Source organism: Nocardia brasiliensis, from assembly GCF_042691675.1.
GTDB lineage: Bacteria > Actinomycetota > Actinomycetes > Mycobacteriales > Mycobacteriaceae > Nocardia > Nocardia brasiliensis_D.
Genome location: NZ_CP170507.1, coordinates 2,325,428 through 2,350,654, shown reverse-complemented (window position 1 = coordinate 2,350,654; position 25,227 = coordinate 2,325,428). Strand labels below are relative to the sequence as shown.

The following is a 25,227-nucleotide window of genomic DNA, read 5'->3' as shown; positions in this document are numbered from 1 at the left end:
ATCGAGTAACGAGATTCGTCGTAATGCATTGCACACCCGCTCGGTGGGTCAGCTCGTCACACAATCTGTGGGTCGCCAACAGTTATCGCGAACCTGAACGGCCCTCGCTTGAAAAGATTGACCACGCTGACCGCAGCCAACATCACCAGCGCATTCCAAGCACTCGTCATGTCCGTCAACACCAGTAGCGAACCGCGCGACCGCCAGAATTGACTCCATCATCTGGTCGTATCGCGCTTCCCTCGCCCACGCGGGCAACCCGATAGGGCTTGCCGTGCACGGTTTCGCGTAACGCACGAGATTGCTGATGATTTTGTGCGCAGCTTGCAGAAGTGTGCGCGGCGGGCGAAGTTCTGGGCGGCGGCGGTCAGGCCGCGCAGCGGAGTAGGGCCTTGCGGAGGTTGCGGCTGCGGATGTCGTCCAGGACGGCGAGTCCTAGGCGGTTCATGGTGTAGCCGAAGCCGAGACCTGTTGTGGGGTCGGCGAATCCGAAGGAGCCGCCGAGGCCGGTGGTGCCGTAGGCGCGTTTGTCGGAGCCGAAGCGGAATTCGCCGCCGGACTTTCGGAAGCCCAGGTGGTAGCGAGTTTTGATGTGCAGCACCAGATCTCCGGCGGGGACGTCGGTGGCGATGTCCCCAGTAGCCAGCTGGTCGAGCACGGTTTCGTCGATGGGGAGTGCGCCGGTGCGGCCTGCGGCGGCACCGTAGACGCGGGCCAGCGCGCGGGCGTTGCCGACGCCGTTGGAGCCGGGTAGCTCGACTTCGAGGAATTCGCGTCGGGTCGCTCGGGCGGGGCTGCCGGTGCGCGGATTGGTCAGCGCCGCGTAGGACAGACCGCGCTTGGCGGCGACCTCCGCGCCGATCCGCAGCGGGAAGTCGCGTTCGTAGCGCAGCGCGTCGAGGCCGCGGGTGGCGGCCATGGTGGCGATGCGCTCCAGTCCTTGGTCGGCGGGTAGGCCGATGAAGAAATCCGCGCCGAGCGGTTTCGCGATGTCCTCGGCGAAGATTCGGCCGAGGGTGCGGTGCCGCGGGTCGACCCGGCGCAGCAGCTCACCTTGGTACAGGCCGAGGGTGATCGCGTGATAGCCATGCCGGGTGCCCGGTTTCCAGGCCGGTTTCTGCGCGGCCAAAATCGGCGCGAGCCCGTCGAGATCCGCGATCTGTTTCAGCTTCACCACCGGGTCCAAACCCGAAAGCCCCGCCTGATGATCGATCAGCTGCCGGACGGTCACCGCGCCCTTGCCGTGCGCGGCGAACTCGGGCCAGTACTTCGCCACCGGCTCCTCATATTCGAGCAGACCCTTCGACACCGCCGAGGCAAGCGTGAACGCGGCCATGCCCTTCGTGGAGGAGAACACCGGAACGATCGTGTCGCACTCCCACGGCAATGTCCGATGCCGATCGCGATAGCCCGCCCACAGGTCCACCACCGGCCGGTCGCCCGCGTAGACCGCAACCGCGGCGCCGATTTCGCCGTGCTGCGCGAAATTGCGCCGGAAAGCATCGGCGACCGGCCCGAAGCCGGGCTCGACTTCGCCGTGGATCATCAGGTGTTCACTCATGGTCATTCGATCGTAACGGCGTTCTTCTCGTACGCTCGCTGAGTGCGTTCACTCGAGCAGATCAGGGATTGGCCGGTCCGGCACGCGGCGGCCGCGGTCGTCACCCGCGACGGCGCGACGGCGAGCGAAGGCGATGTGCAGCGGGTCTTCCCGCTCGCGTCGGTGACCAAGCCGCTGGTGGCCTATGCGGTGTTGGTCGCGGTGGAGGAGGGCGCGGTCGAACTCGATCAGCCCGCGGGTCCGCCGGGGGCGACAGTGCGACACCTGCTCGCCCACACCTCGGGGCTCGCCTTCGACACCACCGACATTCAGGCCGAACCGGGCAAACGCCGAATCTATTCGAGTGCCGGATTCGAGGTGCTTGCTCGATTCGTCACCGAGCAGACCGGCATCGCGTTCGAGGAGTACCTGCACGACGCGGTGTTCGAGCCACTCGGCATGACCCGGTCGGAGCTGGTCGGGTCGGCTGGGCACGCGGGACGCTCGACCGCCGCCGATCTGGCCCGTTTCGCGGCGGAATTGCTGAACCCGCGATTGATCTCCGCGCAGACACACGCCGAAGCCACCTCCGTCCAATTCCCCGGCCTGAACGGTGTCCTGCCCGGTTACGGCTCGCAGCGCCCCAACGACTGGGGGCTGGGTTTCGAGATTCGCGACGGGAAGACTCCGCACTGGACGGGAAGATCGAATTCACGGGGGACTTATGGCCATTTCGGACAATCCGGCACGTTTCTGTGGGTCGACCCCGCGTCGTCGTTGGCGTGTCTGGCATTGACCGACCAGAATTTCGGCGATTGGGCGAGAACGGCCTGGCCACCTCTCAGTGATGCCGTTATTGCGGAGGCGACACTCGCACGCAACACGGCGGTGAAGTAACACATGTAACTTCGGACACTCCAGTACACTCAGGCAACACCAGCAGACGGGTCGTTGGGGAAGACGTCCCCCGTCGACGCTGGAGGTGTTAGTGGTGCGCGCATCGAGTCAGTTCGCGGACGTGACGGCGGGTGTGGTGTATATCCACTCGTCGCCCGCCGCGCTGTGCCCGCACGTCGAGTGGGCACTCACCTCGGCTCTCGCCGCCCCGGCAAAGTTGCGCTGGACCGCGCAGCCCGCGGACGGTCAATTGCGTGCGACCAGCGAGTGGATGGGACCAGTCGGAACCGCCGCCCGCATTGCTCAATCCTTGCGATCCTGGCCGGTACTGCGGTTCGAAGTCACCGAGGATCCCAGCGAGGGCGTAGACGGGGAACGCTACTGTTTCGTTCCCGGGCTCGGGTTATGGCACGGGTCCACTAGCGCCAACGGTGATGTGACGCTCGGTGAGATGCGCTTACGGGCAATGCTCCAAACCGCGGGCGAACTCGGCAAATACAACACCTACGACTTGGCCGCCGAAATCGACCGAGCGCTCGGTACGCCGTGGGACGAAGATTTAGAGATCTACCGCTACGGCACCGAGTCCGGTGCGGAGGTCACCTGGTTGCGGCGGGACGTGGGTTAGCGACTCTCACCCACGAATCCGCCTGATTCCCCCGCGCCGATCACTGTTGCGGCGGTCCATTCCACATGCGCAACACCGCGGTTGCCAGCTGATTCAAAACGCTGGCCGAGGCGGCATCCTTCGTCACCCGGAATTCGAACTCGGTCTTGCCGTCTTTGCGTTTGATGCGCAGGTCCACTTTCGTCTGCAGCCAGCCGACCACGCCTGCCGCGACCGCGAGTGCGGGCACCGCGAGTTCGGCGCCGAGCCGGGTGTCGGTCGGCGGATCCGCGAGGATGGGCTCCGCAATTTTCCGCGTCGCCGCGTCACGAGCAACTGCCGTGAGGACACGCGTCGCGGCGGCGTACTGGCTGGTTTCGTCGAGCGGAGTCAGTTCGGTGCCGGTGTACCCGCCCGCGCGAAGCAGGGCGGCCAGCAGTTCGAAAGCCTCATCCTGATCCAAGGGCAGCGCCACGGCGGGTACGTCTGCCGTGAGTTCCTCGGTTATCTCCTGCAGGGCCAGAACGAGTGAGCGTCGGTCGAATTCGGCGATCCGCTCTGCGATCATGTGTGCCTCCAAAGGCCGAACAGGGCCACCGCGGCCCAGTGGAAGGGATGCGATTCCCAGGGCGAGTCCGGGTCCCGCAGCATGGCACGCTGCGCCGCCCACAGCGCCCGCCAGGGTTGCTGAGCCGAGTTCGCACTGTCGCTCGACAGATTTCGATAGAACTCGGCGAAGAGTCGGCGCGAGCTGGAGTCGTCCACATCCCAGAGCGTGGCCACGACAGTGCGCGCTCCGGCGTGTAACAGCGCCTGGACGAGTCCTTCCGGATACCCCGTGTCGTGCACGTCGCGACGGGCGGTGGAACACGCGCGCAAGGTCAGCAGGTCGATCCGCAATCCGTCGCGGGCGAGGCGCCGGGCCGTCAGGAGATGGTCGAGTCTGGTACCGACATCAACGGAGTACACGTCCCTCGGTGGCCGTTGTCCGTCGTGAGCGAGAAGCACACCGGAATCCATCGGCTCGACCGCGTCGAACCAGCCGTGCGCCGCGAGATGCGCGACGGAAGTAGCGCGCAATCCAGCGGCTACCGCATCGGGGGTCGCCTCGATGCCCGACGAACCGATGACCTGTCGACCGCTGTCGGCCACGAGATCCGCGTCCCGCTCCAGGCGTTCGTGGTCCGGGTCGTCGTGGGCGGCGACGGCACCGACATACACCGCGCCACCGCCGTCCGCGGGCGGGAGACCCGCGAGTCCGAGCAGGGTGGTGGCGCTACCGACCTGGACGACCGCGTGCCGCTCGACAAGGGGACGGCCCGTACCGGGCATCGGCAGCGCGGGCAGCGGTAGTTCGTGAATGGGTCCGTCAGCGGCGACGCACAGCAACTCGCGGCCTGCCACATACGGCAGTGCGGCAAGCAGTCCCGGTGCCAACTCGTCCAAGAATGCGAGGCTGCGTCGCCACGGGCGCTTCGCCGGGAGTGGCGCTCCCCTGAAGGGATCCAGCGGGTCGCCATCGAAGGTGCGTCGCAAGCGCTCCGCGGCACGGCTCAATGCGGTACGTGCCAGCGGTTTTCGAACTGCCACGAGCCGTCCGGTCGCCGGGACATGAATGAACACGGTAAGGGTGTCGGAGCCGCAGAAGTACGACACGAAGGCACAGTCGTCGGCATCCGGGTGGGTCCTGAGCCAGTCCCGCAGGGCGGCGAAGCGCGCCGGTGTGACGGTCTCACGGCCGACACCGCTGGTCCAGGTCTTGTACTCCTCGTGCAGGTCGAAGGCCAGTTCCAGCGGTGGCTGACCGGCGGGCAGGCGCAGCGCCGAACCATGATCCACCAACAGCTCGATCAGTCGTCCGTAGATACCGCGATAGTTCGCGACCCGGGCCGGACGGTCCCGCACGTTCTCGTCCGATGCTGCCTCTAGTAATCGGCGCCGAGCCTCCCACAAAAGGTCGAACGCTTCTTGATGAGCTTGCGGCCGCTCGTGTGCCCACCCCACCAGCGTGTCCGCCAACTGCTCGAGCACCATCAGACGCGTATACGCACTCGGTGGTTGCTGTTCGACCAGCTTGTGTGCGACGCGCAGCTCGGCAGCCGCCGCAGCATGCCGTCCGGCCCGCGAGTCTCGCTTTGCGCGGGCCAGGCGCAGTAGAACTTGTCCGCGCGACGAGTCGAGCGTGACATCGAGCTGGTCGAGGAACACCTCGGCCGCCCCGATCAGTCGATCCCCGGCGGCACCGATCTTGCCTGCGCGACTCAACACCAGCGGCAGGCTCTGTTGCAGAACACCTTCGAGAGGACTGATGCTTTTGAGCAACGCCTGAAAATATCTGTCCCAGGCGTCGGCTTCGTTTCCTTCGTCCGCTGCGAGGTCACCGAGCCCGAGGAGCACGTTGACCATGCTGTTGCCCTCGCCCCCTGCTGCCTCCAACAGCGCGAGCGCTTGCTCGAAACAGCTGCGTGCAGCATCGGTGTCGCCGATCTGCGAGTAGGCGGTGCCCAGGTTGATCAGGGCACCGACACGACGACCCCCATTGGTCTCGACGAATTCCAGTACCCGTCGAAACGCGCGAACGCCCGCACGAGATCGCCCCGCCTTGAGATAGGAGGCAGCGAGGTCGGTGCGGGCTCGATACTCGGCTTCGAGGTCGCCGCAGGAACCGGCCGCTTCGACTGCCTGACGGAACGAACGCTGTGCGTCCTCGTACGCGCCGTTGTCGTCGCACAGCAACCCGCGCAAGTGCTGGAACCGGCTGCGCAGCTTCCTGGTGCCCGGTTCATGGGCCAGGACACCGCCGGTGTGTGGGCCGAACTCGACCGTGTCGAGCAGTGCCAGTGCCTCTTTGGCCCGGCCCGCGGTCCGCAGCGCACCCGCCACATGCATGCGCAGACCCGCGAAGCCGACGGTTTCCACCGGCGCCGACGGCGGAATCCGCTCAGCTCGCCGCAGCACCGCTAGCGCGGCATCCAGCTCACCTCGACCGAATAGTTCCGAGGCTTCGCGCTCCAACAGCTGGCGAGGAGTATCGACGGGTTCCGGAAAGCCGAGCGGCTGGTCCGGGCCACCCCCCTCCGCCCAGCGGTGGCGCAGATCGCGGAACCGCCGCAACGAGGCAAGGCTGTTTTCGACCGTCTGCCGGTGGAATTCCGCCACATCGGCCTCCGCAGGTCTCCCCTCGGCCCTCAGCTCGTCGCGCAAGCGAGCGAGCTCGCGCAACAACGTGTCAGGATCACACCCGCCTACTGCGTCGAAGAGTAGACCGTCCGCCTGCTCGACCCATTCCGTATTCATCAGCGCCGTAGCGACAGCCCGCTCAGCGGTGTTATCAGAACTCCCATCCACGCGCCGCGCCTTACCCGAGGCCCAATTCCTCGGCTGTGCCCGCGCCCACCACTTGTATCGCTTCTCGGACATCCGCCCGGTCCCTTTCCGTGGCCGCAGTCTCATACGCGAGCACAAAATGCCGTCTGCCGCGTTCGTATTCACCTAGGAGCCAGTAGAACTGGGCAATGTGGAAGTGCACGAAGTGACCGGCTGCCGGGTCAGCGGCCAATTCGTCGGCTAGTCGCCGGGTCTCGGTGTAATCGCCCCGGTTGTACGCGGCGATCAGCAGATCGACGCGGTACTGCGGGTTGCGCGGAAACTTCTGGGATTCGATGCGCAGTTCTTCCTCAGCGGCCCGATCGCCAGTGAACGCTCTGGCGGCAACCTGCCGCATATGCGCCTGGCGGTCGCGGGTCTCTTCGTCGAACCCGAGGTCTGTGCGCTGCTCCCGGACCGCCGCCAGCGCCACCGAATGCGGCGCCACACGCTCCAACTCCCGCAGCGCTTCGCGCAGTTCATCGTCCGTCCCGGCGAGCATCAGACCGAGTGCCAATTCCTCCAGCGCACCTGTGTCGTCGGGAGCCGCCGCGCGTGCTCGCCTTGCCGCGTCCAGCACGTCCCGACCGTCGATGCCACTGCGCGGGACATTCGTCAAGGCAAACAGCGCCCGCGTCATTTGCCGGAGATCGTCTGGCTGCGCGATCCCACGGTCGGCTCGCTCGCGCAGTGCGGCAACCCGTAACTGCAGCAGTCGAGTTTGCCGCGCCGCGTTCCAGTCGATCTGTTCGAGCTCCGCGATCCGCTGCTCCGCCAGGCTTCGCCCTGAACTTCCAGGATCTGTTACCTCGCGATACGCCCGCAGGACCCGCGAACACTTCTCGAGGTGACCACGCGCCAGATGACATGTGGCCAGGTTCAACTGGGCAGCCGCCATATCCGGCCGGTCGACGGTCAGCTGGTGCCATACGCGTTCGGCATCCTCCCGCCGTCCAGACGTCCATAGTCCGATCGCGAATCGATTGCGCGCCTCGGGATCTCCGCTGCTTGCCGCGTCGGCGAGTTGCCGCAGTGCCGACTTCTGTTCGCGCTCGGCGGGGTGGCGTTCGAGAACGTGGAGCGGATCACCGGGTAGCTTCGGCTCGTCGGGCAGCAACGGCCAGCCGCGTCCCGTCTCCATGAAAGGCTCCTACTCCCCCACCTCGCCGGCGCGCGTCCAGCCGTCCGCATTCAGCGTACGCACGATTCGAGCAAGCGACGCGGCATATCGACGTCGAAAGTTCGCGGCCTACGGCTGAAACCTGGTGGGTGCGCAGGGATCAGAACTTGTAGTGACAATGGTCGGCATGAGCATCTCGGGCACTTGGACCATCGCCCCGGAACAGTTCGACTCCCCCGCCGCCGCCATGCTGTGGCGCGCCTACTACACCGAAGTCAGCGATCGCTGGTACCAGTTGCATGAAGGGCGCGCGACCGATCCCGTGGAGCTCGAGCGGGAGGTCGCGGCAGTGTCGGGGGCGGAATTCGCGCCGCCGCGTGGGGTGCTGCTGGTTGCTCGGTTCGGGGGCGAACCGGTGGGGACGGCGGGGGTGCGTCTGCTCGATGACGGGACGGCGGAGTTGAAGCGGGTGTTCGTGCGGAAGGACATGCGGGGGAAGGGGGGTGCGGTACTTCTTGCCGAGGCCGCCGAGGACGCGGCCCGTGCGCTCGGCGCCGTACGGGTGGTCCTGGACACCCGCCTCGACCTGGTGGAGGCCAGGGCGCTGTATGCCCGGCTCGGGTACGTGGAGTCACCACCACACAACGACGAGATGTACGCGGAATGCTGGTACCGCAAGCAGCTGTGATCAGGGACCGGGCGTGCCTACACTGACGATGCTCGACCAGCTTCAGCGATTCGATCGACAGCAGCTCACGGAATCGAGGGACGTCGTGACAGAGCAGCCCGCAACCGTCGACGCGTACATCGCCGCCTTCCCCGAGGACGTGCGCGGCATCCTCGAGGAAATCCGCCGGACCATCCAGCGCGCCCTACCGGATGCGACGGAAGCCATCAGCTACGACATCCCCACCTTCAAGGTGAACGGCCACAACACCGTCCACTTCGCAGGCTGGAAGAAGCACGTCAGCCTCTACCCGATCCCACACGGCGACAAGGCTTTCGAACGCGCCATCGAGCCCTACCAAGCCAGCAAGGGAACGCTGAGATTCCCTTTGAACAAGCCCATCCCCTACGACCTCATCGCGCAAATCGCCACGAAGCTCGCCGCCCGACGCACCTCGCTGGCGTGAGTGGCACACCCTGGAACAGCGTGTCGCCGCAGCCCTGTGCCACTCACGGACGGGTGGGTTACCAGTCGGCTTCGGTGTATTTGATGATGCCGCGGATGTTCTTGCCGTCGAGCATGTCTTGGTAGCCCTGGTTGATTTCTTCCAGGGAGTAGGTGCGGGTGACCATGTCGTCCAGGTTGAGTTGCCCTGCCTTGTACAGGCGGAGGAGGTTGGGGGCGTCTTGGCGGGCGTTGCCGCCGCCGAAGATGCAGCCCTTCACCGTCTTTTGCAGCATGGACAGTAGGAAGCTGTTCATCTTGACGTCGCCCGCGTCCATCCGGCCCATCGAGGTGACCACCAGGGTGCCCGCCTTGGCGGTGAGGATCAGACCTTCTTCGACGTAATCGCCGTGCATCTCGCCCATGGTGAGAATGACCTTCTCGGCCATCCGTCCCTCGGTGGCGTCCATCAGCGGCATGATCGCGGCGGCCATGCTCTCGTAGGTGTGCGTGGCGCCGAACTTCTGCGCCTGCTCCCGCTTCCATGGATTCGGGTCGATGGCAACGACTTTCGAGGCACCGGAGAGCACCGCGCCCTGCAGTGCGCTCATGCCGACACCGCCGATGCCCGCGATCACCACCGTCTCCCCCGGCGCGACCTGCGCGACGTGGGTGGCGGAACCGAAGCCGGTGGGCACCCCGCAGCCGACCAGGCAGGCCACCTCGAACGGAACGCTCGGGTCGATCTTCACCACCGACGTGTGGTGCACCGTCATGTACGGCGAGAACGTGCCGAGCAGGCACATCGGGATGACGTTCTCGCCGCGTGCCTGGATCCGGTAGGTGCCATCGCTGATCGCCTGGCCCATCAGCAGGCCCGCGCCCAGATCGCACAGCGCCATATTGCCGCTCACGCAGGACGGACAACGCCCGCACGCAGGAATGAACGACAGGATGACGTGGTCACCCACCTGCAGATCGGCGGGGCAGTTGGGCCCGAGCTTGGTGATCACGCCCGCGCCCTCGTGGCCGCCCATGACGGGGAAGGCGGGCATCGGCGTCGCGCCGGTCACGATGTGATGGTCCGAGTGGCACATGCCCGCCGTTTCCAGCCGGATCTGCACCTCGCCGGAGACCGGATCGCCGACCTCGATCTCTTCTACCGACCACGGTTGGTCGATCCCCCACAGGATCGCGCCCTTCGTCTTCATTCCTGTCGACCCTCTCGCATGCACGTGCTTATATGTGACTGCACCCACACTACGAGAAAAGTGGAACGCGTTCTAGTGCCGAGGCGAAAATTCAGCTGCAGCAGTCAGTCGAGGTTCTGAACACGTTCTAGTCCTGGCACCGGATCTCAGCCGCGCACGTCATGCACGTGATGGACGAGGTCGTGGACGAAGTACCGCGCGAACGAGTCCACCGTGAACGTCGCACCGTCGCTACGCTCGCCGCGCCGGTCGCGCCGATCCAGCGGCACCGACTCGAAAGAACGCGCGACAACCTCGGCAGCCTCGACGAGTTCGGCGGCTACTCGTGCCGGATCCTGCTCGTTGTAGCGGTCCGCCACGGCCGTCTCGTCCTGGTCCCAATTCGAGAAGCGCGGCACCGAGCCATCCGCCGAGCCGGTCAGCACCAGCTCGAGCCGCCTGTCGAAGAGGCGGCACACGTCGCGGACATGCGCGGCGTACTCCAGCGGCGACCAGGTCGAGTCGTCCGGGCGGACCCGCACATCGGGGCGCTCGAGCACCGTGACGAAGCGAGCCGCACTGTCGAGGACCAGCCGCGGCACGGCCTCGTAGGCGGTCGCGTTGGGGTCGAAACCGCAATCGGGACAAGCGCGTTCGACGACCCAAGTCCAGTTCTTCAGATCAGGAACAATCGGCATGCGCTGAATCTAACGTGGCTGAATATCGTCAGCGATAGATATTCAGCCAACTATCCGCAACATTCCGACAATCACTCCATCAGGCGATGCGCGCGCTCGAACAACTCCAGCGTGATGGCATGCAGGAAGTCGCCGACCTGCTTGGGCGCCTTGCCCGCGAACGCACGCGCGTGCGTGCCCTCCAGCACGATGCCGAGTTTGAAGCAGGCGAGCACGGTGTACCAGGGGACGGCGCTGAGGTCACGGTCGGAAAACCGGCCGTAGTGAGCAACCATTTCGTCCGGAGTCGGCAAGCCACCGGCGGCGCCCAGCTTGCCGACCAGCGCGGCGCCGGTGGTGCCCGGTTCCGGCCGGGTCGCGATCTGCCAGCCCAGATCGAGCAGCGGATCACCGATGGTCGACATCTCCCAGTCGACCATGGCGGCGACCTGCGGGCCGTCGAAGGCGAACATCATGTTCGCGAGGTGGCAGTCACCGTGCAGGATGCCCGGGGTCCACTGCGCGGGCCGGTTGCGGTCGAGCCACTCGCCGGTCTGCTCGACGCCGGGGATTTCCGGGCCGGGGTAGCCCTCGTTTGCCGAGTACGACTCGAGTTCGCCGAGCCAGCGCGGCACCTGACGCTCCAGGAAACCGTCGGGCTTGCCGTAGTCGGCGAGGCCGAGCGCTCGGTAGTCGAGGGCGCCGAGCCGGGCGATGGCCTCGACCGCGGACAGGCCCATCTGCTTGCGGATCGCCGGATCGCCCGCGTGCAATTCCGGCAGCTCGTTGGCCGGATTGAAGCCGTCGATCGGTTCCATCAGATAGAAGACCGCGCCGATCACCGTCTCGTCCGGGCAGGCCGCGATCACCCGCGGCGCGCGCACGTCGGTGCCGTTGATCGCGGCGAGCAGGCGAGCCTCGCGCCGGATCACCTCGTTGCTCTTGGCGCGCAGATGCTTCGGGCCGCGGCGCAGCACGTAGTCCCGGCCGCCACGAACGAACCGCAGCATCACGTTCTGCGTGCCGCCGCCCAGCGAGGTCACATCCTCGAATTCCCCTGCGGGCAGGCCCTGCTCATCCATCCACTGGCCGACGAGGGCGAAGTCGACGAGTTCGCGATCCACACCGACCGGTTGCGCAACAGACATGCCCAACATTGTGCACCACCCGCCGAACGGAACTGACGGCACATGACAACAGTTGGGCCCAATCGGCGCGGCGTAGGGTTTCGGGCACCATGCGCACGTTGTTGATCGACAATTACGACTCGTTCACCTACAACCTGTATCAGCTGATCAGCGAGGTGAACGGCAGCGAGCCGATTGTCGTGCGCAATGACGAGGCCGGCGAGCTGGAACTGGCCCGATTCGACAACATCGTCATCTCCCCCGGGCCGGGTCGCCCGGACGTCACCCGTGATGTCGGGATTTCGGCGGACGTGATCCGCGAGGCGGATCTGCCGTTGCTCGGCGTGTGCCTCGGACATCAGGGCATCGTGGTCGCCGCGGGCGGGATCGTCGCCGCCGGGCCCGACGCGCGACACGGCTACCTCGACCGGATCGAGCACGACGACCGCGACCTGTTCGCCGGCCTGCCGCAAGGCTTCACCGCCGTCCGCTATCACTCGCTGTGCGCTCAGCGGCCGCTGCCGGACAGTCTGGAGATCACCGCGACGGCTGCCGACGGGGTGATCATGGGGGTGCGGCATCGCAGTCGGCCACAGTGGGGCGTGCAGTTCCATCCCGAGTCGATCGCCAGCGAGTTCGGCATAGCGCTGCTGCGCAACTTCGCGAATCTGACTGCGGCACATTGGGAGCGGCCGGTCGGGTCGGCTCCGACCCCGGGTTCCCTCGCGAGGCGATCGGAGCCGGTGACCATGCGGTTGCGTCCGGTCTCCCCTACTCCGCGACCGGAAGCCGCGCAATCTCGTTCAGCGACACCGCCGCCCACCACCGCCGCGTTGGCGCCAGAGCAATTCCCCGCGCTGGTGGAGCAATTCGGCGAGGCGGGTGGCGGCGGTCCCGTCGTGCCGAGAGCCGACATCTTGGATCGCTACGGCGGGCCGCCCAAAAAGTGGCAGTTGCAGCATGCCGTGATCGAGCGAGCGATCGATACCGAGAGTGCGTTCGTCCGGTTGTACGGCAACTCCCCCACCGCGTTCTGGCTCGACAGCGAGCATGTCGAGCCCGGGCTGGATCGGTTCTCGTTCCTCGGTGACGCGAGCGGGCCGCTGGCGGAGGTGGTGCGCTACCGGGTCGGCACGGGCGAGGTGACCGTCGAATCGTCCGATGGGCATCGGCGCGTGGTCGCCGGTGGAGTGCTCGATTACCTGGCCGCCGAGTTGCGGCTGCGGCAGCTCGAACTTCCTGATCTGCCTTTCGATTTCGTGGGTGGGTACGTCGGGTATCTGGGTTATGAGGTGAAGGCCGATTGCGGCGGGCAGGCGGTGCATCGGGCGCCGACACCGGACGCACAATGGGTCTTCGCGGACCGGACCGTGGTGGTCGATCATGTCGGCGGCCGCACTCATCTACTCTCCCTGACGGATTCGACAGCCGAGACGATGCGCGCGGGCGCCGACTGGCTGCGTGACACCGGGGAAACCCTCGAATCCCTTCCGACATGGGCGAATCCACCGACGCTCGAGGTGCCGTCGGACGGCGACGCCGTCGAGCCGCTGCTGACCCGCGGCCGGGAACGCTATCTCGCCGACATCGCCGTCTGCCGGGAGCGGTTGCTGGCGGGCGAGTCCTACGAAATCTGCCTCACCGACAGCGCGACCGTGCCCGCCGCCGAGGCGGACGGCCTGGACTTCTATCGCACGCTGCGGCGCTGCAATCCGGCCCCTTACGCGGCGTACCTGCGGTTCGACGACCTGGAAATCGCCTGCTCCTCGCCGGAACGCTTCCTGAAGATCGACCGGCGGCGCACGGTGGAGAGCAAGCCGATCAAGGGCACCGCCCGGCGCGGCGCCACCCCCGCCGACGACGAACGGCTGGCCCGCGCACTGGCCGACAGTCCGAAGACCAGGGCCGAGAACCTGATGATCGTCGACCTGCTACGCAACGACCTCGGCCGGGTGTGCGAGATCGGCAGCGTGCACGTGCCGAAGTTGATGGCCATCGAGTCGTATATGACCATGCACCAGTTGGTGTCCACAGTGCGCGGCACGCTGCGCCCCGGCGTCGGCGTGATCGACTGCCTGCGGGCGTGTTTCCCCGGTGGCTCGATGACCGGCGCACCCAAGCTGCGCACCATGGAGATCATCGACGAGCTGGAAACCGAAGCACGCGGTGTCTATTCGGGCACCATCGGCTTTCTCGGCCTGGGCGGCACCGCCGACCTCAACATCGTCATCCGCACCGCCGTGCGTTATGCCGGACGCTGGCGAATCGGCGCCGGCGGCGCCATCGTGCTCGATTCCGACGCCGACGACGAGTACCACGAGATGGTGCTCAAGGCCGCGGCCACCCTGCGCGCGGCAACCGACCACGCGGCGCACTGATCGATCCGCATCTCGCCGACCGCCGAGGTACCCACAGGTCCTGTACACGCATCGCAGCGCTTGAACCCCGGTGAGACGTAGGGAAACTCTGTGGACACCCGGTGCGGCTTGCCGAACAGAGGGGTCGGCGGAGTCGGCGTGTCGGAGGGTCGTGGCATAGTTCGAGCACGATGAAACTCAGCAAAGGCGCCAATGCAGCGGTACCGACATCCCTTCTTGCCATGGTTGTTTCGTGGCAGTCGGAGCATGCGGTGGACGCGCATGCCCTTTTGCTCGGCGCAGCGGGCACGGTCCGCACGGATCGGGATCTGGTGTTCTACAACGCCCCGCGGCATGTTTCCCAGGCGGTGACGCTCGATCAAGAGCCCGCCCCGCGAACCGCCCGGCTGAGTGTCTCGCTGCCGCGCACCGAGGCGGATGTGGAGCGAATCGTGATCACCGGGTCGGTAGACGAGGGGACTTTCGCCGCCATCACCGGTTTGACCCTGACCATCCACGACGCCAACGGGCCGATGACCGAATTCGAGATCGTGGATGCCGACCCGGTCACCGCGCTGATGTTCGGTGAGTTCTACCGCCGGGACGGACAGTGGCGGTTCCGCGCCATCGCTCAGGGCTGGTCCACCGGCCTGCCCGGACTGGTCACCGAATTCGGGGTCAGCGTGGACGACCCGGCCGACCGATCCCGGACGCCACGCGTGGTCGACCCTTTCGGTGCGCGTACGCCTTCCCGAAACCTGACCGCTCGCACGACTCTGGACCGCGATTCGGCGGCACCGATGACAAATGGCGAGAACCCGCTCGACCGGTCCAGTGCCTCCCGCACGCCGACGGTGCCTACAGCAGGCGACCATCCGCACACCGCGCAGACGGTTCGCGCAGCAGGCGACTCGACGCTCCGCGCTTCGCGGCGTGACCACCTACCGCACACGGCGCAGACGGACTTGCTCGACCAGAGCCGAGGAGGCGCGGCAGACACAGCCGACCTCTCCACCACCGCCGAAACAGCCTCAGCCGCACCACACTCCACAACCCGACCACACAGCACCCGCCCCGTCGATCTCGCCCGACGCCTGCCCGACCCACTCCCCGCCCCTGCCCCACCGCCGAACCCCGAACTGGCCGACTGGCATCCGGACCCCGAACATCCGGCGCGCCTGCGCTGGTGGGATGGCACCGAGTGGACCAGCGCCACCTATCAGCGCAGCCAGCCGAGCAACCGGCATTGCGCACGCTGCGGAAACCTCCGGCGCCGCAAGCTGTTCGGCGGTCTCGCCGCGTGCCAGTTCTGCGACACCGAGATCGAGGAGTTCCTGACGCATTGGCACACCCAGGCCTGGCGGGTGCTCACCGCCCATGGGCCGCGCGGACCCGAGTGGGCGGCACTGTGGGCGTCGCTGCGTTATCAGCGAATCGAGGAGAACGCGGGCCGCGACGCGTTGCGCGATGCGGCACTCAGCTACGTGGAGCGGCTGGTCACCTTCACCTTCGCCGACGGAGAGGTCGAGCAAGGCGAGTTGGCGGCGTTCGAGCACGCGGTCACCGAACTGGGCTTGGCCGGTCCGCTGATCGAGGACCTGCGGCGGCGCATGCATCGCGGCCGCACGCTGTCCCGACTGCGGGGCGGCGATCTGCCGGTGATGCGGACACCGGGCCTGCACCTCGACCCGGAAGAAAAGGTGCACCTGGACCTGCCCGCGGTACACGTACGCCAATTGGCCCGCGGCCCGCGACCGACCGAGGGCAGACTGATCGTGAGCAACAAGAAGCTGCGCTTCGTCGGCGACGGCACCGGTACCGAATTGCTCTGGACCCGTGTGGTTTCCGTGCACACCGAGCAGAACGCGGTAGTGCTCGCGGCGACCTCGTCCCGCGGCGGCGCTACCTTCACCGTCGCCGACCCGGACTACGTCGCCGCCGCGTTGGAGGGTGCGCTACGGGTCGCCAAACGCCTCATCCTCACCCCCGGCCAGCGCGATACCCGTAGCATCCCGCAGGAGGTGAAAGCCGAAGTGTGGCAACGCGACGGCGGCAAATGCGTCGAATGCGGCGACAGCCACTACCTCGAGTTCGATCACATCATCCCGCTCAGCCGCGGCGGCGCCACCAGCGCGATGAACCTGCAAATCCTGTGCCGCTCTTGCAATCGCGCGAAGGGCGCCCGCATCTGAGTCAGCCGTGGATCAGCCCCGCCGTGCGCCCGAGCTCGGCGAGCATCGCGTCGAACAAGACTTCCGGATTCGACAGCGGGATCGGATAGTTGCCGAAAACCTCGAGCGTGACGTGCCCGTAGAGGCGGGCCCACATCTGGATCATCAGGTACATCACGCCCAGATCGAGCTTTTCGGCCGGGAACTTCTGGCCGGTTTCCGACAGCGCCGCCAGCAGCTCGGTTTGGAAGTGCACCAGGTCTTCGCGCAGTTCCGGCGGGATGACGTCGGTGGGTGGCGTCACGATGTCGTAGTTGGCCAGCAGCCGTCCCGCCGCCGCGAGGAAGATCCGCCCGAACGGTTCGTCGAACCGCCGCAGCGCGCGGGCCTCTCCGCCGCCGGGCGAGGCGAACACCAGGGTGAACTCCCTGGAGTGCGCCAACGCCCAGCGGCGGAATCCCTTGCAGATGGCGAAGAACTGCACGACGCCGTCGTCCGGCAGCGTCGCTATCTCGGCGGACAACTCGTCGGCGAGATCGGCACAGAAGTCCAGGCGCAGCCGTTCCAGCAGATCGTCCAGCGATCCGTAGTACCGGTACAGCGCGGGCGCGGTGATGCCGAGTGCACGCGCGATCGCACGCAGGCTCACTGCATCGGGCCCATGGTCGACCAGCAGTGTCCTGGCCACCCGCCGGATCTCGGCGTCGGTCACGACCGGCGAGCGCCCCCGGGGTCTGGGGTTACTCATGCTGCGACGGTACGGCATGATCGGGGCCCTGCATGGTTACGCAAGCTGCCTCCTCCGGGCCTGACCTCTCATGCCGGGATTCAAGCGTATTCAACATCCCACCGCTTGATCCCGTTCAACCAGCCCGAGCGCAACCGCACCGGCTCGGCGACCTGACGCAGGTTCGGCATCGCGTCGGCGATGGCGTTGAACATCAGATCGATCTGCAACCTGGCGAGATTGGCGCCGACGCAGTAGTGGGTGCCGGTGCCGCCGAAACCGACATGCGGGTTGGGGTTGCGCAGCACGTCGAAGCTGAACGGATCCTGGAACGCGTCTTCGTCGAAATTGGCCGAGCTGTAGAACAACCCGAGCCGCTGACCTTTCTTGATCTGCTGGCCGCCGAGTTCGAGATCCTGGGTCGCGGTGCGCTGGAACGCGGTCACCGGCGTGGCCCACCGGACGATCTCGTCCGGCGCGGTGCGCGGCCGTTGCGCCTTGTACAGCTCCCACTGTTCGGGGTTGTCCACGAACGCCTTCATGCCGTGGGTGATCGAGTTGCGGGTGGTTTCGTTGCCCGCCACCGAGAGCAGGATGACGAAAAAGGCGAATTCGTCGGAGGCCAGGCCGTCCCCGTCGATGTCCGCATTGACCAACTGGGTGACGATGTCCTCGGCGGGACACTTGCGGCGGTCCTCCGCCATATTCCACGCGTAGCCCATCACTTCGGCGGTGGCGGCCTGGTGATCGCCCTCGAATTCCGGATCATCGTAGGAGATCATCTGATTGGACCAGTCGAAGATCTTCTTCCGGTCCTCCTGCGGAATGCCGATGAGCTCGGCGATCGCCTGCAGCGGCAGCTCACAGGCGACCTGCTCGACGAAGTCACCGCTACCGGCCTTCTTCGCCTCGTGCACGATTTTGGCCGCACGCTCGGTCAGCGCCGCCCGCAGGCTCTCGATCGCGCGCGGCGTGAAGCCCTTGGAAATGATGCGGCGCAGCTTGGTGTGCTTGGGCGGATCGAGGTTGATCAGCAGCATGTCGCCGAGCATGCCGATCTGCTCGGGGGTGACGTCCTCGTTGAACCGGATGATGGAGCCGTTCTCGTGCGAGGAGAACAGCTCCGGGTTCTTCGAGATCTCTTTGATGTGGGCGAGTTTGGAGACGACCCAGTAGCCGCCGTCGTCGAATCCGCTGGCCCGGCCGGACTGCGCGCACCACCACACGGGGGCGGTGCGGCGCAGCTCGGCGAATTCCTGGACGGGCAGTCGGGTGGCGAGCACGTCGGGGTCGGTGAAGTCGAATCCTGCGGGGATCGAGGGCGTGGTCACGGTCACGGCTATCTCCTACCGGTCTGGGCTGCAGACCTCACAACATTGTGTGGAACACGTTCCAAAAAGAGATACAACCACAGGACGCGGCCCAGTGAACAGTGTTTAGTAAAACCCGTTTACTCGACTCCATCCCAGCCAGACAGGAGTTGCCGTTCGAGCTTCCGGAAGAAGACGCGCAGGTCGTCCACTACTGCCTGTGGCTGCTCCATGGCGAGGAAGTGGCCACCGCGGCCCAACTCGGTCCACTGCACGATGTGGTGATCGCGCTCGGCCCAGCGGCGGATGGTCACATCGTGGGCCGAGACCAGCACACCGGTCGGCACCGTCCCGCGCGCGGCCGCCGTCCAGTCCGCGTCTCCGGCACCCCGATCGGTGCTCGATTGCTCGGCGGCAGTATCACGGTCCGATTGCCAGGTACTCCGGTTGCTGTCGGACTGCTCGGCGCTCCAGTTGCCGTCCGACTCCTCGGCACTCCAGTCCCCGGCCGCTGCTGTCGCATCGGCGGACCACTCGGCGGCGTTCCAATCGTTCGCGGTGATCTCCTCGTAGTAGATCTGCGCCGCCGAGCCCGCCGTGCCGGTGAACCAGTACAGCGACACGTCGAGGAGCATGCGGTCCCGGTCAATGCTGTCCTCGGGCAGACCCTCCTCGGGCATGGTCAGCTCCTTGAACTTCTCCACGATCCACGCGAGTTGGCCGACCGGTGAATCGTGCAGGCCATAGGCAACCGTCTGCGGCCGCTTCGCATTGCATTGCAGATAGGCGTCATTGCAGGTCTGCATCCGCTGCCAGCGCTGCTGCTCGACCTCGCTGAGCCCGTCCATCTCCCCCTCGACGCCCATCGGGAAGGTGATCATGGCGTTGACATGAACGCCGACCACCCGCTCCGGCGCCAGCTTGCCCAGGTGCGGGGCGACCCACGAGCCGGTGTCGTAGCCGTGCACGCCGTACCGGTCGTACCCGAGCCCGGCCATCAGCTCCACGAGCGCCGCCGCCATCTTGGCCGCGTTCATGCCGGGCCCGGCCAGCGGCGTGGCGAACCCGAAACCGGGCAGCGAGGGAATCACCAGGTGGAAGGCTTCGGCCGGGTCACCGCCGTGCGCACGGGGATCGGTGAGCGGACCGATCACGTCGAGGAAGTCGCCGACCCCGCCGGGCCAGCCGTGCAACAGCAGCAACGGCGTCGCGCCCGGCTCCGGCGAGCGCACATGCAGGAAGTGGATGTTCTGCCCATCGACGGTAGTGACGAACTGTGGATGGGCGTTGAGCAGCAATTCCTGTGCGCGCCAATCGAAACCGGTGCGCCAGTACTCGGCCAGTTCTTTCAGGTAGCCGACCGGAACACCCCGACTCCACCCCACGCCCGGCAGTTCCTCCGGCCAGCGCGAATTGGCCAACCGCGCATGTAGATCATCGAGCTGGACCTGCGGAATCTCGATGCGGAAGGGACGGATGCTCTGCGCTGTGTTCGTCATGAATCCAACGGTATGAGGTCCTTAGGACAGGATTGTTCCTAAGCAATGTCCGAGCAGAACGCCGCCCCCGCACCAGCGGCACGGGGGGCGGCGTTCGAATCGATCAGCTGGACAGGCCGACTCGCGGATAGCGATCCGTGTCGAGCGGTTGTCCCGGCTCGATGCCGACCACCTCGTCCTGATAAGTCGGCTCCGGCCCCGCGGGAGCCGGGTGGTACGTGGCCGCGGCATCCATGTACACCGTCGCCAAACTGATTCGGGCCGTGTCGGTTTCATTGGCCCCGGCCATGTGCACGACCCGCGAATGATGGAAGGTGCAGTCGCCCGCGCGCAGTGGCACGGTGACCCGCGGCCACCACCGCAACTCGGGACGAGCATCGAACGGTTCGCCGAACGGCACGTCGGTGCCCTTCGGCCAGACCTGGGAGCCCGGGATGAAGGTCATGCATCCCCGCTCCACCGGTACGTCGACCAGGGCGACCCAGGCCGTCAATGTCACGTCGGACCCGGCGACCGGAAACGCCGGATCGTCGGTGTGCAGGGGCGTTATCGTCCCGCCGGTGGTTCGTTTACGCAGCAATTCGGTCTTGAACATGCGCAGCGGCCGACCGGCCAGCTTCTCCGCGATGCCGGTGATGCCCGGATGCAGGGCGAGCCTGCGCATGAGCGTGCTCTTGACCTCCGGTTCGGCGACCCAGTCCATCACGTTGCCGTCACCTTCGGTGTCCCAGGAGAGCTTCTGCTGTCGCTCGAGCTGCTCCTGCGCGTCGGCGAGATATGCCGCGACCTCTTCGGCACTGAGCACCCGCGGGATGTGCACGAAACCCTCGCTGCGGTACCGGTCCACCGTGTCGGACGAAAGCGTCTGAGGTGTAACGATATTCATCAGATTGGTCATACATCCAAGCTACGGATCGGTTAGGACAGTACGCTTCCTAATTTGTTTCGAGCGATCGACCGATCTCAGGACACCGACGTCAACGGCGGCGGCCGCCACCGGCCTTGAATCGCTTCCTCTTTCGGCGCGTACAGCCGCATGGTGAGCGAAAACTGCCCCGACTCCGGGATGGGTAGCCAGTTGCCTGCCGGAACACTCGGTCCCGGGTCGGCATGTTGGATCGCGAGGTCGACCGAGCCGTCCGGGTTGGGCACCACGGGACGCTGATGCCCGACCGCGTAGATCCCCGCCGGATTGGCCGTCAGATAGTTGTCCGCGTCGTAGGCGGTGAGCGACCAGAAGGCGTCGACCGGTGGCAGCTGGCCGGGCGGGAAGTGCAGGCGGAAGCGGCCGGGGCCGCCATTGCCGTCGGCCGACGCGAACAGCGTCGGGTAGATGGTGTCCTCAGCGAGGCTGGCGCCGATGCCTCGCCACGCGACGGCGGCGCGCTGCAGGTAATTGGTGCCGTAGGCGCCGATGGACGGGTCGAAGGTCCAGCCGTTCTCGTTCACCGACTTCGGATCGAGGTAGACCGGGATTTGTTGTCTCGCCGTGTCGGCCGCCGCGGCCAAATCGTCGTCGGACAGGCCGACGACCGCGCCACCCGGGGCGATGCCGATCGTCGCGAAGCGTCGCATGGCGGGCGCGTCGTCGGGTGCGGGTGGATTGAGTGCCAGTACCGCACACATCCGATCGAAGAAGGTCCGCGCGTCCATTTGCGCGACCTGCTCGGCCGGGGGAACCGAATCGGATTGCGGCGCAATGGGAGTGGTCTCCGCTGGCACGCGTCCCGCAGTACGATCACTCAGCGGCGCCAGCTTCAACTGTTTCTGGATCGCGCGCACGGCAGGCAAGTCCTCGACGCCGTTGACCTGTATCCGGCCGAACAGCCACACCGTCGGCGTCGGCGCGCGCAGCACGGTGACATCATCCGGAAGGGTGCCGGACCACTGCGGGCCGACGACGGCATAGGTGTACGGCGGCCCCGACTTCGCTTGCGGCCGAACGCTGCTCGGATTGTGCGCGGTGTTCGTCCAGGCGTCGAGCAGGTGCATCAACCAGTACCGGCCACCCGCCATGGCGGGCACCTGCAGCACGATCGGCTCGGCCCGCAGGTCGAGCCACGCGATCGAGGACAGCGTGTCCAGGTTGAGCCGCACCACATCCCGCCGCCCGGGCGTCGGCAGCTCGGCGGCGTGCTGGAACCGATTGGCCGGAGTGCTCGCCTCGGCCGCTCGCCGGGTGACGTCCATCAGCACCAAAGGAAAGCCGAAAATATAGGCGTCCTTGGCGATCGACTCGGCCGCGCCGGGCGCGGTGGTCGCCGGCCCCGACGACGCGTCGTCGGACCTGCCGCAGGCCGACAATCCGACCGCGGACACGGCCGCACCCGCCGCCAACCCGAACACGGTTCGACGCGACACACCACCGTCGGTCTGGTCGCCCATAGGTTCTGCTCCTGCTTCCGATCCGATCGGACAGTGCGAGAGATCCGCACAGGAGTATAGCCAAATGTTTGCCGCCAAGCGCAGATTCCGACAGCGCGCGCCACCGGGCGATCAGTACCGCAGCCGGACCCGCGGGCAGACGCCCGCGGCTCGGCCAGTTACCACGTTGCAGTAACCCAGTTCAGTTGCCGATAACTAACCCGCAGATGCTCAGGTGCCCAGGACGGCGTTCATGATGGTGCCCGCACTGGTGGCGACGACACCGCCGATCATGGCTCCCGCGATCATCTTCGGCGATTGCAGCGCGCCACCCTGCCATTTCTCCCAGGCGAACTTGCCACCAGCGAAGATGATGGCGAGGATGCCGGACAGCAGCGCGAACCAGGTGAGGTACCGCACCATCTGTAACAGCTTGTCCGACAAGGGCGGCGCTTCCGGGGTCGGGTTGCTGACCTGCGCCAGTGTCGTGAAGGTATCCCCGACCGACGCCAGAATGATGCTCACCGTCTACTCCCTACGCTTCACTACAACTTTGCCGCCGCCGAGCTGCCATGCGAAAGTTGTTAGACCACCGATGGATTCGATCTTGAATGAGGATACGGGCCCGCCGATGGTCCAGTGGCCTCCGCTCCACCCATCATCCCGACCTTCAGTAACCCCTGCAAGGTCGCGCAACACCGAACTTGGCTGCGCCGCACCGACCCGACTGCATGGCAGCGAACAAACCGATACCATCACTGTCAGCGAATCATGCCCTGTCCCGAATCCAGAATGAGCTGACCACGATGATCCTGGCCGCCGCGTACGACACTCTGCTTGCTCAGATCGGCAACCCCAGCCCCGAGGCTCCGCCGGTATCCGACAAGTTCCTTCAACTGGTCCGCTACTTCACCTGGTTCGTGCTCCTCGCGGGCATCGTCGCCATCATCTACGCGGGCGGCAAGTTCGCGTGGGAGAAGTGGACCGGGGGCGGGCTCGACTCCCCGAAAATGGTGGCGGGCGCCATGATCGGCGGGGTCGTCGCCACCAGCGCCGGCACCATCATGAACGCCGTCATCGGCTGACCCCCACCCCTCGAGAACACGCTCCCCGACTACCTCTCCCGCACGTCGCTCGGCCGACCCGAGTTACCGGTCCGCGAGCCAACTTCCGTGGAACCCGAACGGAACGCGACGCGGCAGGTGGATGGCGGCGACGGGTGCCGCGGCCAGGTCACTCGCATCCAGGATGACCAGGTCGCTACGGTCGGTCTCGGCGTTGTAGACGTAGGTCATGAGATAGCCGTGGCCACCGGGATTCTGGTCTGCGGGCGCGAAGGCGGCTTCGCCCGGCACTCGGCCCGAACCGAACTCGTGCGCGGTGCTGCTGCCGCTGTGCAGGTCGTAGCGGATCAACGCGCCCGAATCCCCGGACGCCGCGACATGACCGAAGCGGGCATCCAAACCGACCAGACGATCGTCCACGCGCGGGAATTCGGCCGCCCGATCGTCGAGCTGTTCCTCGGCGACGGTGCCCGCGGTCAGATCGATGGTCCAGCGCCACAGACTCGCCTTGTCGAAGGTGTGGGATTCGGTGCGCCACAACTGCGGGTAGCGCATCACATACACAACGATCTTCCCCGGCTCGTCGTGGGCGTTGAGCGGATGAAAAACGTAGCAGGGGTCGATGCCGAACCAGCGGACCTCTCCGTGCGGATCGTCGCGCCGGAGCACCCCGAGCCGCGCCGGATAGTCATCCCGCCAGCGAAACGGCATCCCCCCACCGGAAGCCGCCGCCGCGGCGTCGAAAACAACCGGCAGATCCATGAATACGACGTGCTCGGCGGTGAGATTGAAGTCGTGCTGCATGGTCGCGGCTGGCACGTCGATCGGGCGGCTGAGCAATAGATTGCCGTCGGCGTCGGCCCGGTGATAGGTCAGGAACGGCTCCCTGATCACCTCGTAGCCGAAGAAGTGCAGTTCACCGGTGATCGGGCAGGTCTTGGGATGCGCGGTCATCGCCGTGCGCAGGCCGCCGTCGAAATCGTAGGGACCGACGGTGTCCAGTTCGCAGGTCAATTCATACGGCAAGGACGATTCGACCAACGCCAGCGTCCGCCCGGCGTGCCGGATGACGTGCGTGTTGGCGGCTCCGGCGGTCAGGTCGTGATTGCCCATCTCGTCGTAGACGCGGGCGCCGTCGGTGAACTTGGTGGTGCGTACCCAGCGGTTGCGATAGGAGACCGCGCGGCCGTTCTCGATCCGCACGCCGTGCACCATGCCGTCCCCGGCGAACCAGTGATGCGAGGCGGCTTCGTGCGGATTCGGCCCGTTGCGCAGGTACCAGCCGGTGAGCTCGGCCGGGATCCGCCCGGATACCGGGAGGTCGTAGGCGGTCAGTTCGTCGGAAACCGGTGCGTAATTGCCGGTCAGGTGCGGAGCGGAAGTAGTCATAAAAGACAACCGATCTGATCGATAGGTCAGGCTGGCGGCGCAACCGCCTCGACTCGCGTTATCGCGACATTCCAGTAGCGACATGTCAAAACTAGAGGCTGCGGATTCGACCTGTCAAGAGTGGAATGTAGAGTGACGGGCATGAGCCTCCGGTATGCCATGCTCGGACTGCTGGCCGACCGCCCGGCCAGCGGATACGACCTGCTGCACCGCTTCAAGCACTCACTGGCGAACATCTGGTCCGCGACACAGAGCCAGATCTACACCGAGCTCGCCAAACTCGCCGACGACGAGCTGATCGCCGTATCGGACGAAGGCCCGCGCGGCCGTAAGGAATACACGATCACCCCGGCGGGCTTGGCCGACCTACGACGCTGGCTCACCGAGACCGAGCCGAAGGAAGTCAACCGCAACGAGATGCTGCTACGCGTCTTCTTCCTCGGCGTCGTACCGCAGTCGCAGGCCGAGGAGTACCTGAGCGGGATCGCGACCTGGGCCGCCGAACGCCACGCCGACCTGCGCGCGATCGAGGAGTCGATCGAGTGGGAGAGCAACGACTTCTCCAGAAACGGCCGTATCGCGCTGGAATGGGGCCAGCGCTTCTTCGCAATGAACAAAGAGTGGGCGGAATGGGCCCGCGAGCAACTGCCCGAACCCGTGCACAACGCCCCCGCATCAGCGGACCGGATCAGTCCCGGTCGTCAGGGTTAG

The 25,227-nt window shown here is 66.3% G+C and carries 22 protein-coding genes; 8 read left to right on the top strand and 14 right to left on the bottom strand.

Features of this window, described 5'->3' with window-relative positions:
• Window positions 1-367: 367 nt before the first annotated feature.
• Window positions 368-1,561, bottom strand: coding sequence for a serine hydrolase domain-containing protein (locus ACFK0J_RS11015; RefSeq protein ID WP_378739052.1), 1,194 nt, complete (start codon window positions 1,559-1,561; stop codon window positions 368-370).
• Window positions 1,562-1,603: 42 nt separating this feature from the next.
• Here ACFK0J_RS11015 and ACFK0J_RS11010 point away from each other — a divergent pair, with 42 nt between their 5' ends.
• Both ACFK0J_RS11010 and ACFK0J_RS11005 read left to right on the top strand, forming a co-directional pair.
• Window positions 1,604-2,437, top strand: a complete 834-nt coding sequence (locus tag ACFK0J_RS11010; RefSeq protein ID WP_378739050.1) for a serine hydrolase domain-containing protein — start codon at window positions 1,604-1,606, stop codon at window positions 2,435-2,437.
• Window positions 2,438-2,531: 94 nt separating this feature from the next.
• Complete coding sequence (locus ACFK0J_RS11005) at window positions 2,532-3,065, top strand: DUF3145 domain-containing protein (protein WP_378739048.1); 534 nt, start codon at window positions 2,532-2,534, stop codon at window positions 3,063-3,065.
• A 40-nt stretch (window positions 3,066-3,105) separates the two neighbouring features.
• On the opposite strand, the gene ACFK0J_RS11000 is transcribed toward ACFK0J_RS11005, so the two are convergent.
• Genes ACFK0J_RS11000 through ACFK0J_RS10990 form a run of 3 tightly spaced genes read right to left on the bottom strand, consistent with a single transcriptional unit; the run spans window position 3,106 to window position 7,551 of the window.
• On the bottom strand, window positions 3,106-3,612 hold the full coding sequence (locus ACFK0J_RS11000) for a hypothetical protein (RefSeq protein WP_378739046.1): 507 nt from the start codon (window positions 3,610-3,612) through the stop codon (window positions 3,106-3,108).
• Window positions 3,609-6,464 (bottom strand): CHAT domain-containing protein, encoded by a 2,856-nt coding sequence (locus ACFK0J_RS10995; protein WP_378739044.1) that lies wholly within the window; start codon window positions 6,462-6,464, stop codon window positions 3,609-3,611. The genes ACFK0J_RS11000 and ACFK0J_RS10995 overlap by 4 nt, the downstream gene beginning before the upstream one ends.
• Window positions 6,403-7,551: a hypothetical protein gene (locus ACFK0J_RS10990; RefSeq protein WP_378739042.1), complete on the bottom strand. Its 1,149-nt coding sequence runs from the start codon at window positions 7,549-7,551 to the stop codon at window positions 6,403-6,405. The genes ACFK0J_RS10995 and ACFK0J_RS10990 overlap by 62 nt, the downstream gene beginning before the upstream one ends.
• Window positions 7,552-7,717: 166 nt before the next feature.
• On the opposite strand from ACFK0J_RS10990, the gene ACFK0J_RS10985 reads away from it, so the two are divergent.
• Both ACFK0J_RS10985 and ACFK0J_RS10980 read left to right on the top strand, forming a co-directional pair.
• Window positions 7,718-8,218, top strand: coding sequence for a GNAT family N-acetyltransferase (locus ACFK0J_RS10985; RefSeq protein ID WP_378739039.1), 501 nt, complete (start codon window positions 7,718-7,720; stop codon window positions 8,216-8,218).
• Between the two features lie 85 nt (window positions 8,219-8,303).
• Window positions 8,304-8,663 carry an iron chaperone gene (locus ACFK0J_RS10980; protein WP_378739037.1) on the top strand — a complete coding sequence of 120 codons (360 nt, stop codon included), beginning with the start codon at window positions 8,304-8,306 and terminating at the stop codon, window positions 8,661-8,663.
• 58 nt (window positions 8,664-8,721) lie between these two features.
• Here the strand turns inward: ACFK0J_RS10980 and ACFK0J_RS10975 are convergent, their stop codons facing one another.
• From ACFK0J_RS10975 to ACFK0J_RS10965, 3 genes are all read right to left on the bottom strand, one after another.
• Complete coding sequence (locus ACFK0J_RS10975; RefSeq protein WP_378739035.1) at window positions 8,722-9,852, bottom strand: NDMA-dependent alcohol dehydrogenase; 1,131 nt, start codon at window positions 9,850-9,852, stop codon at window positions 8,722-8,724.
• A 146-nt stretch (window positions 9,853-9,998) separates the two neighbouring features.
• Window positions 9,999-10,529: a DinB family protein gene (locus ACFK0J_RS10970; RefSeq protein WP_378739033.1), complete on the bottom strand. Its 531-nt coding sequence runs from the start codon at window positions 10,527-10,529 to the stop codon at window positions 9,999-10,001.
• Window positions 10,530-10,600: 71 nt separating this feature from the next.
• The gene (locus tag ACFK0J_RS10965; protein ID WP_378739031.1) at window positions 10,601-11,665 is read right to left on the bottom strand and encodes a phosphotransferase family protein; all 1,065 of its coding nucleotides are present in this window, start codon (window positions 11,663-11,665) and stop codon (window positions 10,601-10,603) included.
• Between the two features lie 80 nt (window positions 11,666-11,745).
• On the opposite strand from ACFK0J_RS10965, the gene pabB reads away from it, so the two are divergent.
• Together pabB and ACFK0J_RS10955 are read left to right on the top strand one after the other, a co-directional pair.
• Entirely contained in the window at window positions 11,746-14,013 is a 2,268-nt protein-coding gene (gene pabB / locus ACFK0J_RS10960) for an aminodeoxychorismate synthase component I (protein WP_378739029.1), read from the top strand.
• 170 nt (window positions 14,014-14,183) lie between these two features.
• The gene (locus ACFK0J_RS10955) at window positions 14,184-16,184 is read left to right on the top strand and encodes a TerD family protein (protein WP_378739027.1); all 2,001 of its coding nucleotides are present in this window, start codon (window positions 14,184-14,186) and stop codon (window positions 16,182-16,184) included.
• A 1-nt stretch (window position 16,185) separates the two neighbouring features.
• On the opposite strand, the gene ACFK0J_RS10950 is transcribed toward ACFK0J_RS10955, so the two are convergent.
• The 6 genes from ACFK0J_RS10950 to ACFK0J_RS10925 form a co-directional block, all read right to left on the bottom strand.
• Complete coding sequence (locus ACFK0J_RS10950) at window positions 16,186-16,911, bottom strand: TetR/AcrR family transcriptional regulator (RefSeq protein ID WP_218475590.1); 726 nt, start codon at window positions 16,909-16,911, stop codon at window positions 16,186-16,188.
• Between the two features lie 80 nt (window positions 16,912-16,991).
• Window positions 16,992-18,221 (bottom strand): cytochrome P450, encoded by a 1,230-nt coding sequence (locus tag ACFK0J_RS10945; protein WP_378742753.1) that lies wholly within the window; start codon window positions 18,219-18,221, stop codon window positions 16,992-16,994.
• A 119-nt stretch (window positions 18,222-18,340) separates the two neighbouring features.
• Window positions 18,341-19,699, bottom strand: coding sequence for an epoxide hydrolase family protein (locus ACFK0J_RS10940; RefSeq protein WP_378739025.1), 1,359 nt, complete (start codon window positions 19,697-19,699; stop codon window positions 18,341-18,343).
• Window positions 19,700-19,802: 103 nt separating this feature from the next.
• Window positions 19,803-20,597 carry a phytanoyl-CoA dioxygenase family protein gene (locus ACFK0J_RS10935; protein WP_378739023.1) on the bottom strand — a complete coding sequence of 265 codons (795 nt, stop codon included), beginning with the start codon at window positions 20,595-20,597 and terminating at the stop codon, window positions 19,803-19,805.
• A 65-nt stretch (window positions 20,598-20,662) separates the two neighbouring features.
• Window positions 20,663-22,084: a DUF1254 domain-containing protein gene (locus ACFK0J_RS10930; RefSeq protein WP_378739021.1), complete on the bottom strand. Its 1,422-nt coding sequence runs from the start codon at window positions 22,082-22,084 to the stop codon at window positions 20,663-20,665.
• Window positions 22,085-22,294: 210 nt separating this feature from the next.
• Window positions 22,295-22,588 carry a hypothetical protein gene (locus ACFK0J_RS10925; protein ID WP_218475583.1) on the bottom strand — a complete coding sequence of 98 codons (294 nt, stop codon included), beginning with the start codon at window positions 22,586-22,588 and terminating at the stop codon, window positions 22,295-22,297.
• Between the two features lie 281 nt (window positions 22,589-22,869).
• Here ACFK0J_RS10925 and ACFK0J_RS10920 point away from each other — a divergent pair, with 281 nt between their 5' ends.
• On the top strand, window positions 22,870-23,148 hold the full coding sequence (locus ACFK0J_RS10920) for a hypothetical protein (protein ID WP_014982884.1): 279 nt from the start codon (window positions 22,870-22,872) through the stop codon (window positions 23,146-23,148).
• Between the two features lie 63 nt (window positions 23,149-23,211).
• Here the strand turns inward: ACFK0J_RS10920 and ACFK0J_RS10915 are convergent, their stop codons facing one another.
• On the bottom strand, window positions 23,212-24,516 hold the full coding sequence (locus tag ACFK0J_RS10915) for a carotenoid oxygenase family protein (RefSeq protein WP_378739018.1): 1,305 nt from the start codon (window positions 24,514-24,516) through the stop codon (window positions 23,212-23,214).
• 141 nt (window positions 24,517-24,657) lie between these two features.
• Here ACFK0J_RS10915 and ACFK0J_RS10910 point away from each other — a divergent pair, with 141 nt between their 5' ends.
• Window positions 24,658-25,227, top strand: coding sequence for a PadR family transcriptional regulator (locus tag ACFK0J_RS10910; protein WP_378739017.1), 570 nt, complete (start codon window positions 24,658-24,660; stop codon window positions 25,225-25,227).